At 70.7% G+C, this 15066-nt stretch carries 14 protein-coding genes; 11 read left to right on the top strand and 3 right to left on the bottom strand.

Annotation, left to right across the window (positions count from 1 at the left end):
* Positions 1 to 10 precede the first annotated feature (10 nt).
* Positions 11 to 3916, top strand: coding sequence for a DNA-directed RNA polymerase subunit beta' (locus ACI796_RS04715; protein WP_456940088.1), 3906 nt, complete (start codon positions 11 to 13; stop codon positions 3914 to 3916).
* A gap of 248 nt (positions 3917 to 4164) precedes the next feature.
* On the opposite strand, the gene ACI796_RS04710 is transcribed toward ACI796_RS04715, so the two are convergent.
* From ACI796_RS04710 to ACI796_RS04700, 3 genes are all read right to left on the bottom strand, one after another.
* Positions 4165 to 5208, bottom strand: a complete 1044-nt coding sequence (locus ACI796_RS04710) for an LLM class F420-dependent oxidoreductase (protein ID WP_456940087.1) — start codon at positions 5206 to 5208, stop codon at positions 4165 to 4167.
* 77 nt (positions 5209 to 5285) lie between these two features.
* Positions 5286 to 5516 carry a hypothetical protein gene (locus ACI796_RS04705; protein ID WP_456940086.1) on the bottom strand — a complete coding sequence of 77 codons (231 nt, stop codon included), beginning with the start codon at positions 5514 to 5516 and terminating at the stop codon, positions 5286 to 5288.
* 143 nt (positions 5517 to 5659) lie between these two features.
* On the bottom strand, positions 5660 to 6625 hold the full coding sequence (locus tag ACI796_RS04700; RefSeq protein ID WP_456940085.1) for a hypothetical protein: 966 nt from the start codon (positions 6623 to 6625) through the stop codon (positions 5660 to 5662).
* A 613-nt stretch (positions 6626 to 7238) separates the two neighbouring features.
* Here ACI796_RS04700 and rpsL point away from each other — a divergent pair.
* The 10 genes from rpsL (at position 7239) to rpsS (ending at position 15040) form a co-directional block, all read left to right on the top strand.
* Positions 7239 to 7613, top strand: coding sequence for a 30S ribosomal protein S12 (rpsL, locus tag ACI796_RS04695; protein WP_012950487.1), 375 nt, complete (start codon positions 7239 to 7241; stop codon positions 7611 to 7613).
* A 1-nt stretch (position 7614) separates the two neighbouring features.
* On the top strand, positions 7615 to 8085 hold the full coding sequence (rpsG, locus tag ACI796_RS04690) for a 30S ribosomal protein S7 (protein WP_075013303.1): 471 nt from the start codon (positions 7615 to 7617) through the stop codon (positions 8083 to 8085).
* A gap of 104 nt (positions 8086 to 8189) precedes the next feature.
* Complete coding sequence (gene fusA, locus ACI796_RS04685) at positions 8190 to 10289, top strand: elongation factor G (protein WP_456940084.1); 2100 nt, start codon at positions 8190 to 8192, stop codon at positions 10287 to 10289.
* A 93-nt stretch (positions 10290 to 10382) separates the two neighbouring features.
* Positions 10383 to 11576 (top strand): elongation factor Tu, encoded by a 1194-nt coding sequence (gene tuf / locus ACI796_RS04680; protein ID WP_456940083.1) that lies wholly within the window; start codon positions 10383 to 10385, stop codon positions 11574 to 11576.
* A 168-nt stretch (positions 11577 to 11744) separates the two neighbouring features.
* Positions 11745 to 12050: a 30S ribosomal protein S10 gene (rpsJ, locus tag ACI796_RS04675; protein ID WP_014742859.1), complete on the top strand. Its 306-nt coding sequence runs from the start codon at positions 11745 to 11747 to the stop codon at positions 12048 to 12050.
* A 16-nt stretch (positions 12051 to 12066) separates the two neighbouring features.
* Entirely contained in the window at positions 12067 to 12732 is a 666-nt protein-coding gene (gene rplC / locus ACI796_RS04670; RefSeq protein WP_456929502.1) for a 50S ribosomal protein L3, read from the top strand.
* Positions 12729 to 13559, top strand: coding sequence for a 50S ribosomal protein L4 (rplD, locus tag ACI796_RS04665; protein ID WP_456940082.1), 831 nt, complete (start codon positions 12729 to 12731; stop codon positions 13557 to 13559). Before rplC ends, rplD begins: the two co-directional genes overlap by 4 nt.
* The gene (gene rplW / locus ACI796_RS04660) at positions 13556 to 13858 is read left to right on the top strand and encodes a 50S ribosomal protein L23 (RefSeq protein ID WP_100497379.1); all 303 of its coding nucleotides are present in this window, start codon (positions 13556 to 13558) and stop codon (positions 13856 to 13858) included. Before rplD ends, rplW begins: the two co-directional genes overlap by 4 nt.
* Before the next feature lie 43 nt (positions 13859 to 13901).
* Positions 13902 to 14735 (top strand): 50S ribosomal protein L2, encoded by an 834-nt coding sequence (gene rplB / locus ACI796_RS04655; RefSeq protein WP_073421345.1) that lies wholly within the window; start codon positions 13902 to 13904, stop codon positions 14733 to 14735.
* A 23-nt stretch (positions 14736 to 14758) separates the two neighbouring features.
* On the top strand, positions 14759 to 15040 hold the full coding sequence (rpsS, locus tag ACI796_RS04650; RefSeq protein WP_073421347.1) for a 30S ribosomal protein S19: 282 nt from the start codon (positions 14759 to 14761) through the stop codon (positions 15038 to 15040).
* The last annotated feature ends 26 nt before the right edge of the window (positions 15041 to 15066 follow it).

The raw sequence follows: 15066 nt of genomic DNA, 5'->3' as shown, positions 1-15066 counted from the left end.
GGTCCACTCAGTGCTCGACGTCAACTTCTTCGACGAGCTCCGCATCGGCCTGGCCACCGGCGACGACATCCGCCAGTGGTCGCACGGTGAGGTGAAGAAGCCCGAGACCATCAACTACCGGACGCTGCGCCCGGAGAAGGACGGTCTCTTCTGCGAGAAGATCTTCGGTCCCACGCGGGACTGGGAGTGCTACTGCGGCAAGTACAAGCGCGTCCGCTTCAAGGGCATCATCTGTGAGCGCTGCGGCGTCGAGGTGACCCGGGCCAAGGTCCGCCGCGAGCGGATGGGTCACATCGAGCTGGCCGCGCCGGTCACCCACATCTGGTTCTTCAAGGGCGTCCCCTCGCGCTTGGGCTACCTGCTCGACCTGGCGCCCAAGGACCTCGAGAAGATCATCTACTTCGCCGCCTACCTGATCACCTCGGTCGACGACGAGGCCCGCCACCGCGACCTCCCGACCATCGAGGCCGAGATCAGCGCGGAGAAGCACAACCTCGAGAGCCGGCGCGACGCCGACGTCGAGGCCCGCCAGCAGAAGCTCGAGGCCGACCTGGCCGAGCTCGAGGCGGAGGGCGCCAAGTCCGACGTCCGCCGCAAGGTGCGCGAGGGCGGCGAGCGCGAGATGCGCCAGCTGCGCGACCGCGCCCAGCGGGAGATCGACCGCCTCGAGGAGGTGCTCGACACCTTCCGCAAGCTCGAGGTCAAGCAGCTCATCGCCGACGAGGGCCTGTACCGGGAGCTCCGCGACCGGTTCGGCGAGTACTTCGAGGGCGGCATGGGTGCCGCGGCCCTGCAGAAGCTGCTGGCCGACTTCGACCTCGACGCCGAGGCCGCCTCGCTGCGCGAGACCATCCGCAACGGCAAGGGCCAGCGCAAGCTGCGGGCCCTCAAGCGGCTGAAGGTCGTCGCGGCGTTCCAGCAGACCCGCAACTCGCCCATGGGCATGGTGCTGGACTGCGTCCCGGTCATCCCGCCGGACCTGCGCCCGATGGTGCAGCTCGACGGTGGCCGCTTCGCCACCAGCGACATGAACGACCTGTACCGCCGGGTCATCAACCGGAACAACCGGCTCAAGCGGCTGCTCGACCTCGGCGCGCCCGAGATCATCGTGAACAACGAGAAGCGGATGCTCCAGGAGTCCGTGGACGCGCTGTTCGACAACGGCCGCCGCGGCCGTCCGGTCACCGGCCCGGGCAACCGTCCCCTGAAGTCGCTGTCCGACCTGCTCAAGGGCAAGCAGGGCCGGTTCCGCCAGAACCTGCTCGGCAAGCGCGTCGACTACTCCGGCCGGTCGGTCATCGTCGTCGGCCCGCAGCTGAAGCTGCACCAGTGCGGCCTGCCCAAGCAGATGGCGCTGGAGCTGTTCAAGCCCTTCGTCATGAAGCGGCTGGTCGACCTCAACCACGCGCAGAACATCAAGTCCGCCAAGCGCATGGTCGAGCGCGCCCGTCCCGTCGTCTGGGACGTGCTCGAGGAGGTCATCACCGAGCACCCGGTCCTGCTGAACCGGGCGCCGACGCTGCACCGCCTGGGCATCCAGGCCTTCGAGCCGCAGCTGGTCGAGGGCAAGGCCATCCAGATCCACCCGCTGGTCTGCACGGCCTTCAACGCCGACTTCGACGGTGACCAGATGGCGGTCCACCTGCCGCTGTCGGCGGAGGCGCAGGCCGAGGCCCGCATCCTCATGCTGTCCAGCAACAACATCCTGAGCCCGGCCGACGGTCGCCCGATCACCGCGCCGACCCAGGACATGGTGCTGGGCCTGTACCACCTGACCACCCTGGTGCGGAGCCGGCACGAGGCCGACGGTGGCCGTCCGGCGGCCTTCGGGTCGACGGCCGAGGCGATCATGGCGTTCGACAAGGGCGCCCTGGGCCTGCAGGAGCGCGCGCTGATCCGCCTCGACGAGGTGTTCGGCGTCGACAACGGCAAGGTCAACGAGCCCTGGACCCAGCCCGAGGACTGGACCCCGGGTGCGTCGGCGATCGTCGAGACCAGCCTGGGCCGGGTGCTGTTCAACGAGGCCCTGCCCGAGGACTACCGCTTCGTCAACTACCAGGTGCCGAAGAAGGAGCTCGGGGCGATCGTCAACGACCTCGCCGAGCGCTACCCCAAGGTGCAGGTCGCGGCGACGCTGGACGCCCTCAAGTCGGCCGGCTTCCGCTGGGCCACCCGCTCGGGCGTCACGATCGCCATCGACGACGTCGTCACCCCGCCGGCCAAGCAGGAGATCCTGGACCGGCACGAGGCCGAGGCGCGCGGCATCGAGCGGCAGTACGAGCGCGGTGTCATCACCGACGCCGAGCGTCGTGGCGAGCTGATCGAGATCTGGACCCGCGCGCGGGCCGAGGTCTCCCAGGCGATGGTGGACAACTTCCCGACCACCAACCCGGTCTGGGTCATGGTCAACTCGGGCGCCCGGGGCAACATGATGCAGATCAGCCAGATCGCCGGCATGCGCGGCCTGGTGGCCAACCCGAAGGGCGAGATCATCCCGCGGCCCATCAAGGCCAACTTCCGGGAGGGTCTGTCCGTGCTGGAGTACTTCATCTCCACGCACGGTGCGCGCAAGGGTCTGGCCGACACCGCGCTGCGGACCGCGGACTCCGGGTACCTCACCCGCCGGCTGGTCGACGTCTCGCAGGACGTCATCATCCGCGAGGAGGACTGCGGCACCGAGCGCGGCGTGATCATGCCGATCGCGACCGTCGTCGACGGCGTCCTGACCCGGGACGCGCACGTCGAGACCAGCGTCTACGCCCGCTCCCTGGCCGCCGACGTGGTGGCCGAGGACGGCACGCTGATCGCGCAGGCCGGCCAGGACCTGGGTGACGTGCTGATCGGCCAGCTGGTCGACGCCGGCGTCGCCGAGGTCAAGGTCCGCTGCGTCCTGACCTGCGAGTCCCTGCTGGGCACCTGCGCGACCTGCTACGGCCGGTCGCTGGCCACCGGCAAGCTCGTCGACGTCGGCGAGGCGGTCGGCATCATCGCCGCCCAGTCGATCGGTGAGCCCGGCACCCAGCTGACGATGCGCACCTTCCACACCGGTGGTGTCGCGGGTGAGGACATCACCCACGGTCTGCCGCGTGTCGTGGAGCTCTTCGAGGCCCGCGTCCCCAAGGGCAAGGCCCCGATCGCCGAGCTGGCCGGCTCCGTCCGGATCGAGGACGGCGAGCAGTTCCGGAAGCTCACCATCACCCCGGACGACGGCTCCGACGAGGTCGTCTACGACAAGCTGTCGCGCCGGTCGCGGCTGCGGGTCGAGGACGGCGCCCACGTCGAGGTCGGCGAGCAGCTCACCGAGGGTGCGGTGGACCCGCACGAGGTGCTGCGGATCATGGGCCCGCGCGAGGTGCAGCTGCACCTGGTCCGCGAGGTCCAGGAGGTCTACCGCAGCCAGGGCGTGTCGATCCACGACAAGCACATCGAGGTGATCATCCGCCAGATGCTGAAGCGGGTGACCATCATCGACTCGGGCGCCACGGAGTTCCTCCCCGGTGCGCTGGTCGAGCGGACGCTGTTCGAGACCGAGAACCGCCGCGTCGTCGCCGAGGGCGGCGAGCCGGCCTCGGCCCGTCCGGTGCTCATGGGCATCACCAAGGCCTCGCTCGCGACCGAGTCGTGGCTGTCGGCCGCCTCCTTCCAGGAGACGACCAAGGTGCTCACCGACGCCGCGATCCAGGGCAAGAGCGACTCGCTCCTCGGCCTCAAGGAGAACGTGATCATCGGCAAGCTGATCCCGGCGGGTACGGGCATCAGCCGCTACCGGAACATCACGGTCGAGCCGACCGAGGAGGCCCGCGCCGCCGTCTACACGATGGCCGGGTACGACGACGGGCAGTACTACAGCCCGGACGTCTTCGGGTCGGGCTCCGGTGAGGCCGTCCGCCTCGAGGAGTACGACTGGCGGGGCTGATCCCCGGTAGCACGTGAGAAGGGCCCCCAGGTCGACGACCTGGGGGCCCTTCCGTGTACAGGGAAGTGCCGCGGACACCCGTCACAGTGACGGAACGGTGGCGGGGTCCCGTCCCCGGCCGGGGACGGCACCTCCTCGGAGTGGGCCCGTCGCGGGGCCCGGGGGTCCCCGACGGGGACGCGGGAGGGGCTCCACGGAGGCCGGGACGGCACCTGGCCGCGGTGTCGGCCGGTGGGCCGACGACGTGCCTAGCGGTCGGCCAGCTTCCGCATGGTCTCCACCGTCCGCAGCCGGCCCTCGCGGCTGTCGTCGAGGGGCTGCAGCGCGATCGTGGTGACGCCGGCCTCCGCGTAGGCGGCCACCCGCTCGGCGACGTAGGACTCCGGCCCGATGAGCGACACCTTGCGGACGAACTCCTCGGGCAGCGCCGCGGCCGCCTCGTCCTTCTTGCCGTCCAGGTAGAGGTCCTGCACGGTCCCGGCGGCCTCCTCGTAGCCGTAGCGGCGGGCGAGGTCGTTGTAGAAGTTCTTGCCCCGGGCGCCCATGCCGCCGACGTAGAGGGCCAGCTGCGGCCGCACCAGGTCGTGCAGGTGGTCGACGTCCTCGCCGATCGCCACCGGGACGCCGCAGATGACCTGCAGGTCCCCGAGCTCGGGGTCGCGCTTGGCCTTCCCTGCCCGCAGCGAGTCGCCCCAGACGTCGTCGGCGCGCTCGGGCATGAACCAGATCGGCTCCCAGACCTCGGCGATCTCCGCGGCCAGCTCCACGTTCTTGGGGCCGAGCGCGGCCAGCATCACCGGGATGCGCTCGCGCACCGGGGTGTTGATCAGCTTCAGCGGCTTGCCGAGGCCGGTGCCCTGCTCGGCCGGCAGCGGCACCGTGTACTTCGGCCCCTCGTGCACGAGCCGCTCGCGCCGCCACACCTGCCGGCAGATCTCCACGACCTCGCGGGTGCGCTGCAGCGGGGCGTCGTAGGGGACGCCGTGCCAGCCCTCGATCACCTGCGGGCCGGAGGCGCCCAGGCCCAGGGTGAACCGCCCGCCGGAGACGAAGTCCAGCCCGGCCGCGGTCATGGCCGTCAGGGCCGGCGTCCGGCTGTAGATCGGCAGGATCGCGCTCATCAGCTCGACCCGCTGCGTCACGGCCGCCAGGTACCCGAGCTGGCTGACGGCGTCGAAGGTGTAGACCTCCGCGCACATCGCGAGGTCGAGCCCGGCGGCCTCGAGGTCGACGATCTCCGCCGCCGTCTCCTGGAAACCCCCCGCGTAACTGGCCTGGATGCCGATGCGCACCTGCACTCCTCTGGTCGGCGGCGCCCGCGTCGGCGCCTCCGGCGACCGTAGCGGGTGCGCGCGGGCGGGCCGGAGGCTCAGGCGGTGCGGCTGCGCAGCGGGCGGATCACGCCGACGACCTCGGTGACCACCCGGACGCCGTCGACGTCGCGGGGGACCAGGCCGGCCGCGTCGGCGTCGGCGACGTCGACCTTGACGACGTAGCCGCTGTCCCGCCGGGCCAGGCCGATGCCGACGACCCCCGGCTGGGTGGAGAGCTGGTCGGCGAGGACGCCCTTGGCGGCGCGGGCGGCGGCACGGTCGGTCACGAGGTCTCCTCGCTGACGCCCGCGCGCCGGGTGTCCGGGACGAGGGAGGTCCCGGACGGCCGTGCGGGCTCGGTCACCTCCCCATGGTGCCTCGTTCCCGCCCGGAGCGACATCCCCCTGACCTGGGAGAGGACCTCAGGAGGTCAGGAAGCGACCCACTCCGCCCCCAGGGTGGCCAGCACGGTCGACAGGGGGTTGGCGAAGGTCAGCCCGGCGCCGTTGCTGCCGCCCTGGTCGCTGCCGGCGAACAGCAGGGCCAGCGGGACGCGGTCGGCGCTGCGCCAGATGACCGAGCCGCTGTCCCCGCCGGCGGAGAAGGGGCCCGACAGGCCCTCGATCTCGATCTGGTCGTCGAAGACGTGCACGCCGTCGTCGTACTGGACGGCGACCCCGTCGACCTCGACGGCGGTGACCCGTCCGCGGGTGTGCCCGGTGGTGCGGCCGACCTTCTCGACCTCCTCGTCGGGCTCCACCTCCAGCCCGTCGGCCACGGTGCCGGCCAGCGGGCCGCCGGGGACCCGGCCGGGCTCGGCCTCGACGCCCGCGTCCAGGACGGCGACGGCGGCGTCGACCTTGTTGCGGCCCTCGGTGAAGCGCTCGAACGCGGTCAGCGTGGCCACCCGGTCGGCCGGGACGCCGCCGTCGGCCGGTCCGGGCTGCAGCACCGCGTCCCCGACCGCGCCGGCGTCGCTGGCGGCGAGGACGTGGTTGTTGGACAGGATCGCCAGCCGGCCGTCCACCCGGACGAAGCCGCCCAGCGTCCCGGCCGTGACGGCCGGGTGGGCCACCGACAGCCCCGGGCGCAGCGGGCGGGTGCGCTGCTGGAGCTCGGCGGGGGTGGGGGAGGACAGCGGCACTATCGGCCCGGTCACCCGGACGTCGATCTCCGCGCGCACCACGTCGTCGAGGTCGGTGAGCAGCACCCGGGCGTCGGCCTCGGCGGCCACGCGGATCGCCAGGTGCGCCCGCCCGGGGGCGACGGGCGCCAGCCCGATGGCCGGCCGCGTCCACACGCGGCCGCCGAGGTCGCTGGCCCGGACCGGGGGGAAGCCCTCGGCCAGGCGCGCGGACAGCCGTGCCTTGAGCTCGCGCGCCGTGTCGATCAGCACCAGGACCTCCGTAGCGGTGAGTGGTCTCGTTGGGACCGACGGTAGGGGGAGGGGCTGACAGTCGCGCGCCCACCGGGGACCGCGGGCGCGGCGTCCTCCCCTGGCGCGGGGCCCTCGCCGCGGTATGGTGCGACCTCCCCCCGGGGCCGTGCGGCACGGTCCCCGCGGCCGCCGGGAATGGCCGGCGTCACCGCGCCGTTGTCCCCGTCGAACGGGCCCGGGTGGCAGGCAGACCCTGCCCGCTCGGCTCCCGGGACCCGGCTTTGACCGCCTCCCAGCACGCGGGTATCGTGGTCAGCCGTGCCCAGGGTGCCCTGGGCCTGCTCCCGTTCGCGGTGCGCCTGGGTGTCCGGAGGTCCGCCTCCAGGCCGCGGGTCCGCCCCGGTGGGCCGTCCACGGAGGACGGTGTCCGGAGGTGGCGGCGCCGAGTCGCGGGGGGCGACCTGTCCGGTTCGACCGCCGGCCGGTCCTGGGGAAGGCGACACGCCCGACCGCGGGGACCGGTGAGTGGCTCGCGACCTGGGCGGATGACCCCGGCAGGACCGGCACCGGCGACACGACAGCAGCACCGTCCACAGCACGACCCAGCGCAGGTAGGAGATCCAGGCCACCCATGCCCACGATCAACCAGCTGGTCCGCAAGGGCCGCGAGGACAAGGTCGAGAAGACCAAGACCCCGGCGTTGAAGGGCTCCCCTCAGCGTCGAGGCGTGTGCACCCGCGTGTACACCACGACGCCGAAGAAGCCGAACTCGGCGCTCCGCAAGGTCGCTCGCGTCCGCCTCACCAGTGGCATCGAGGTGACCGCCTACATCCCGGGCGTCGGCCACAACCTGCAGGAGCACTCGATGGTGCTCGTGCGCGGCGGCCGCGTGAAGGACCTCCCGGGTGTGCGTTACAAGATCATCCGCGGCTCGCTCGACACCCAGGGTGTCCGCAACCGCAAGCAGGCTCGCAGCCGGTACGGCGCGAAGAAGGAGAAGAGCTGACATGCCGCGCAAGGGCCCCGCGCCGCGCCGTCCGCTGGTCAACGACCCGGTCTACCAGTCGCCGCTGGTCACCCAGCTGGTGAACAAGGTCCTCGTCGACGGCAAGCGCTCGGTCGCCGAGTCGATCGTCTACGGCGCCCTCGAGGGCTGCCGCGCCAAGACCGACACCGATCCTGTGGTCACGCTCAAGCGCGCGCTGGACAACGTCAAGCCGGCCCTCGAGGTCCGCAGCCGCCGCGTCGGTGGCGCGACCTACCAGGTCCCGGTCGAGGTCCGCGCCTCCCGCAGCACCACCCTCGGCCTGCGCTGGCTGATCCAGTACAGCCGGGCCCGCCGCGAGAAGACGATGACCGAGCGCCTCATGAACGAGCTGCTCGACGCCAGCAACGGCCTCGGTGCCGCGGTCAAGCGCCGCGAGGACACCCACAAGATGGCCGAGTCGAACAAGGCCTTCGCGCACTACCGCTGGTAGTCGCACCCCCGCTGGGGACACCCCCGTCCACCAGCACCCGCCGGCGGGAACGCCGGGCCACCCCCGGACACCGCACGCGGACCAGAGACAAAGAGGAGTGAGGAATGGCCGACACCAAGGCCCAGCTCGCCAGGACCCGCAACATCGGGATCATGGCGCACATCGACGCGGGCAAGACCACGACGACCGAGCGCATCCTCTTCTACACCGGTATCAACTACAAGATCGGTGAGGTCCACGACGGCGCGGCCACGATGGACTGGATGGAGCAGGAGCAGGAGCGCGGCATCACCATCACGTCCGCCGCGACGAAGTGCTCCTGGAACGACCACGACATCAACATCATCGACACCCCGGGGCACGTCGACTTCACCGTCGAGGTGGAGCGGTCCCTGCGCGTGCTCGACGGTGCCGTGGCCGTCTACGACGGTGTCGCCGGCGTGGAGCCGCAGACCGAGCAGGTCTGGCGGCAGGCGGAGAAGTACGGCGTCCCGCGCATGTGCTTCGTCAACAAGCTCGACCGGACCGGCGCGAACTTCTTCCGCTGCGTCGACATGATGGTCGAGCGGCTCGGCGCCAACCCGGCCGTGCTGCAGCTGCCCATCGGCGCCGAGGCCGACTTCATCGGCGTCGTCGACCTGGTGCAGATGCGCGCGCTCACCTGGCGCGGTGAGACCAAGATGGGCGAGGACTACGCCATCGAGGAGATCCCCGCCGAGCTGGCCGACCAGGCCGCCGAGTACCGCGACAAGCTGCTCGAGACGATCGCCGAGACCGACGACGCGATCATGGAGGCCTACCTGGGCGGCGAGGACATCCCCGTCGACCAGCTCAAGGCCGCCATCCGCAAGGCGACCATCGCCGCGCAGATCAACCCGGTCCTCACCGGCACGGCGTTCAAGAACAAGGGCGTGCAGCCCCTGCTCGACGCCGTCGTCGACTACCTGCCCAGCCCCCTGGACATCGAGGCCATCGTGGGCACCGCCCTCGACGGCGAGACCGAGGTCCTGCGGCACGCCGACGAGGACGAGCCGTTCTCGGCGCTGGCCTTCAAGATCCAGACCGACCAGCACCTCGGCAAGCTGACCTACGTCCGGGTCTACTCGGGCCGGCTCAACTCCGGGTCCCCGGTGCTCAACAGCACCAAGGACCGCAAGGAGCGGATCGGCAAGATCTACCAGATGCACGCCAACAAGCGCGAGGAGCGCGAGGGCGTGGGCGCCGGCCAGATCGTCGCCGTCGTCGGCCTGAAGCAGACGACCACGGGTGACACCCTCTGCGACCCGCAGAACCCGGTGATCCTCGAGTCGATGACCTTCCCGGCCCCGGTCATCTCGGTCGCGATCGAGCCCAAGACCAAGGGCGACCAGGAGAAGCTCGGCACCGCCATCCAGAAGCTGGCCGAGGAGGACCCGACCTTCCAGGTCCGCCTCGACGAGGAGACCGGTCAGACGGTCATCTCCGGCATGGGCGAGCTCCACCTGGAGATCCTGGTCGACCGCATGCGGCGCGAGTTCCGCGTCGAGGCCAACGTCGGCAAGCCGCAGGTCGCCTACCGCGAGACCATCCGCAAGGCGGTCGAGAAGATCGACTACACCCACAAGAAGCAGACCGGTGGGTCCGGCCAGTTCGCCAAGGTGCAGGTCAGCATCGAGCCGCTCGAGGTCAGTGGCGACGGCCCGACCTACGAGTTCGTCAACGCCGTGACCGGTGGTCGCATCCCGAAGGAGTACATCCCCTCGGTCGACCAGGGCATGCAGGACGCCATGCAGTACGGCATCCTCGCCGGCTACCCGATGGTCGGCGTCAAGGCGACCCTCGTCGACGGGCAGTACCACGAGGTCGACTCCTCGGAGATGGCCTTCAAGATCGCCGGCTCGATGGTCTTCAAGGAGGCCGCCCGCAAGGCCAGCCCGGCCCTGCTCGAGCCGATGATGGCCGTCGAGGTCGTCACGCCCGAGGACTACATGGGTGACGTCATCGGCGACCTGAACTCCCGGCGCGGGATGATCCAGGCGATGGAGGAGCGCTCCGGCGCCCGCGTCGTCCGGGCCCTGGTCCCGCTCTCGGAGATGTTCGGCTACGTGGGCGACCTGCGCAGCCGCACCCAGGGGCGGGCGAGCTACACCATGGTGTTCGACTCGTACGCCGAGGTCCCGCAGAACGTGGCCAAGGAGATCATCGCCAAGGCCACCGGCGAGTGACCCGCCGGGCGGGGTACGTCCCCGCCCGGCACCCCCAGCAAGCCCACCCCAGAGTTCCCGCGCACGACGCGAGACCACGAGGAGAGGAACCCAGTGGCCAAGGCCAAGTTCGAGCGGACCAAGCCGCACGTCAACATCGGCACCATCGGGCACATCGACCACGGCAAGACCACGCTGACCGCGGCGATCACCAAGGTGCTGCACGACAAGTACCCGGACCTCAACGAGGCGTCGGCCTTCGACCAGATCGACAAGGCGCCCGAGGAGAAGGCCCGCGGCATCACGATCTCGATCGCCCACGTCGAGTACCAGACGGAGAACCGTCACTACGCGCACGTCGACTGCCCCGGGCACGCCGACTACATCAAGAACATGATCACCGGTGCGGCGCAGATGGACGGCGCCATCCTGGTGGTCGCCGCGACCGACGGCCCGATGCCGCAGACCAAGGAGCACGTCCTCCTGGCCCGCCAGGTCGGCGTCCCCTACATCGTCGTGGCGCTGAACAAGGCCGACATGGTCGACGACGAGGAGATCCTCGAGCTCGTCGAGCTGGAGGTCCGCGAGCTGCTGTCCGAGTACGAGTTCCCGGGCGACGACGTCCCCGTGGTCCGCGTCTCGGCGCTGAAGGCCCTCGAGGGCGACGCCGAGTGGGGCAACAAGCTCATGGAGCTCATGGACGCCGTCGACACGGCGATCCCGGAGCCGCAGCGTGAGGTCGACAAGCCCTTCCTCATGCCGGTCGAGGACGTCTTCACCATCACCGGTCGCGGCACCGTCGTCACCGGTCGCGTGGAGCGCGGCATCGTCAAGGTGTCGGAGGAGGTCGAGATCGTCGGCATCCGTTCCTCGTCGACCAAGACCACCGTCACCGGCGTCGAGATGTTCCGCAAGCTGCTCGACCAGGGCCAGGCCGGCGACAACGTGGGTCTGCTGCTGCGCGGCATCAAGCGCGAGGACGTGGAGCGCGGCCAGGTCGTCGTGAAGCCCGGCTCGATCACCCCGCACACCAACTTCGAGGGTTCGGTCTACATCCTCTCGAAGGACGAGGGTGGCCGTCACACGCCGTTCTTCAACAACTACCGTCCGCAGTTCTACTTCCGGACGACCGACGTCACCGGCGTCGTGACCCTGCCGGCCGGCACCGAGATGGTCATGCCGGGCGACAACACCGAGATGACGGTCGAGCTCATCCAGCCGATCGCCATGGAGGAGGGTCTGCGGTTCGCCATCCGCGAGGGTGGCCGCACCGTCGGCGCGGGCCGCGTCACCAAGATCATCAAGTAACACCCCCGACGGGCGGCGGCGCACCCCTGCGCCGCCGCCCGTCCCCGGGTGTGCGTGCTGCGTGTGTGCACCGCCACCCTCCCCGCTGGGGCCAGACCGGATGACGTCCGGGCGCACCCGGCGTTCCCCAGCTAGCAGAACAGCGATCGGCAGGAGCGAGAGACAGCGATGGCGGGACAGAAGATCCGCATCAGGCTGAAGGCCTACGACCACGAGGCGATCGACGCCTCGGCGCGGCGCATCGTCGACACGGTGACCAAGACCGGTGCGCGCGTCGTCGGCCCGGTGCCGCTGCCGACGGAGAAGAACGTGTACTGCGTCATCCGCTCGCCGCACAAGTACAAGGACTCGCGCGAGCACTTCGAGATGCGCACGCACAAGCGGCTCATCGACATCCTCGACCCGACGCCGAAGACGGTCGACGCGCTCATGCGCATCGACCTGCCGGCCTCGGTCGACGTGAACATCCAGTAAGGGACCGAGTCCAGTCATGGCGAGTACGTTCCGCGGGCTCCTCGGCGAGAAGCTGGGGATGACCCAGGTCTTCGACGAGAACAACCGCATCGTGCCGGTGACCGTCGTCAAGGCGGGCCCGAACGTGGTGACGCAGGTGCGCACCCCCGAGGTCGACGGCTACTCGGCCGTCCAGCTCGGCTTCGGCGAGATCGACCCCCGCAAGGTGAACAAGCCCGAGGGTGGCCACTTCGCCAAGGCCGGCGTGACGCCGCGCCGCCACCTGGTCGAGCTCCGCACCGAGGACGCCGGCCAGTACACGGTCGGCCAGGAGCTGACCGCCGAGGTCTTCGACGGCGTGGCCAAGGTCGACGTCATCGGCACCAGCAAGGGCAAGGGCACCGCCGGTGTCATGAAGCGTCACGGCTTCAAGGGCCTCGGCGCGGCGCACGGCACTCAGCGCAAGCACCGGTCGCCCGGCTCGATCGGCGGCGCCTCCACCCCCGGCCGCGTGTTCAAGGGCCTGAAGATGGCCGGGCGCATGGGCGCGGTGAAGACCACGACCCTCTCGCTCGTCGTCCACAAGGTCGACACCGAGCGCGGCCTCATCCTGATCAAGGGCGCCGTCCCCGGCCCGAAGGGCGGGCTCCTGCTCGTCCGCTCGGCCGTCAAGGGCGGTCCCGTGGGGAGTGACAACCAGTGACCCAGTCGACCGCGACCGCGACCACCAGCACGGCCGCGCGCGCCGACCGCCAGGTCGACGTCCGCACGCCGGCGGGGGAGACCTCCGGCAGCGTCACGCTGCCCGGTGACCTGTTCGACGCGAACGCGAACGTCGCGCTCATGCACCAGGTCGTCGTCGCCCAGCTGGCCGCGGCCCGCCAGGGGACCCACGCGACCAAGACGCGTGGCGCCGTCAGCGGCGGTGGCGTCAAGCCCTACCGCCAGAAGGGCACCGGCCGCGCCCGCCAGGGCTCGATCCGCGCGCCGCAGTTCACCGGCGGTGGCACGGTCCACGGCCCCCAGCCGCGCGACTACTCGCAGCGCACGCCCAAGAAGATGAAGGCCGCCGCCCTGCGCGGTGCCCTCTCCGACCGGGCGCGCGACGGCCGCGTGCACGTCGTCACCACCTTCGTCGACGGCGACGCGCCGAAGACCAAGGCGGCCCTGGCCACCCTCGACGCGGTGACCGGCGCCAAGCGGGTGCTCGTGGTCCTCGACCGCGACGACGTCCTCAACTGGGTGAGCCTGCGCAACGAGCCGCGCGTGCACCTGATCGAGGCCGGCCAGCTCAACACCTACGACGTGCTGGTCAGCGACGAGGTGGTCTTCACCGAGACCGCGCTCGCCGAGTTCGTGGCCGGCCCGCACGGCGGCACCGGCGGCAAGGGCGGCACCTCGCTGACCAAGCCGGACCTGACGACGCCGGACATCCCCGGCGCCATCCCGTCGATCCAGCCGGCCGAGGGCACGACCGACCTGGACCTCGAGCAGAACGAGGCCACCGACACCACCGAGGAGAAGGCGTGAGCGTCCGCGACCCCCGGGACGTCCTGCTGTCGCCGGTCATCTCGGAGAAGAGCTACGGGCTGCTGGACGAGAACCAGTACACGTTCGTGGTGCTGCCCGAGGCCAACAAGACGCAGATCAAGATCGCGGTCGAGCAGGTCTTCAACGTGAAGGTCCTCGGCGTGAACACCATCAACCGCCAGGGCAAGCGCAAGCGCAGCCGGGGCAACAAGCTCGGCAAGCGCAAGGACACCAAGCGGGCCATCGTCTCGCTGGCGCCCGGCGACCGGATCGAGATCTTCGGGGGCCCGGGCGCCTGAGCCCCGGGACTGCCGGACCAGAGACAGAGGAACCGAGTCAGCAATGGCTATCCGCAAGTACAAGCCGACGACGCCGGGCCGCCGCGGCTCCAGCGTCGCCGACTTCGCCGAGGTCACCCGCGACCACCCCGAGAAGTCGCTGGTCCGGCCGCTGCACGGTCGTGGCGGGCGCAACGTCCACGGGAAGGTCACCGCTCGCCACCAGGGCGGCGGCCACAAGCGCGCCTACCGCGTCATCGACTTCCGTCGGGCGGACAAGGACGGCGTGCCGGCGAAGGTCGCGCACATCGAGTACGACCCGAACCGCACCTCGCGCATCGCGCTGCTGCACTTCGCCGACGGCGAGAAGCGCTACATCATCGCGCCGGCCCGCCTGAAGCAGGGCGACACGGTGGAGTGCGGCCCCGCGGCCGACATCAAGCCGGGCAACAACCTGCCGCTGCGCAACATCCCCGTCGGCACGGTCGTGCACGCGATCGAGCTGCGGCCGGGCGGCGGCGCGAAGATCGCCCGCTCCGCCGGCACCAGCGTCCAGCTGGTCGCCCGGGAGGGCCGCTTCGCCCAGCTGCGCATGCCCTCGGGCGAGATCCGCAACGTCGACGTGCGCTGCCGCGCCACCGTCGGCGAGGTGGGCAACGCCGAGCAGTCGAACATCAACTGGGGCAAGGCCGGCCGCATGCGGTGGAAGGGCAAGCGCCCGACCGTCCGCGGTGTCGCCATGAACCCGGTGGACCACCCGCACGGTGGTGGTGAGGGCAAGACCTCCGGTGGTCGCCACCCGGTGAACCCGAAGGGCAAGCCGGAGGGCCGCACGCGCAAGCGCAAGGCCAGTGACGCCCTGATCGTGCGCCGCCGGCGCACCAACAAGAAGCGCTGAGCGGTTAGAGGAGTCCGACAGACATGCCACGCAGCCTGAAGAAGGGCCCGTTCGTCGACGACCACCTGCTCAAGAAGGTGGACGTGCAGAACGAGAAGGGCACCAAGACGGTCATCCGGACCTGGTCCCGCCGCTCGACGATCATCCCGGACATGCTCGGCCACACCATCGCCGTGCACGACGGGCGCAAGCACGTCCCGGTCTTCGTGACCGAGGCCATGGTCGGGCACAAGCTCGGCGAGTTCGCCCCGACCCGGACCTTCCGGGGTCACGTCAAGGACGACCGCCGGTCGCGGCGCGGCTGAGCCCGGTCCCGAGAGAGAGACTCGAT

Source organism: Geodermatophilus sp. SYSU D00525 (assembly GCF_054050475.1).
The sequence above is the reverse complement of the archived record's forward strand: the minus strand, read 5'-3'. Positions and strand labels throughout refer to the sequence as shown.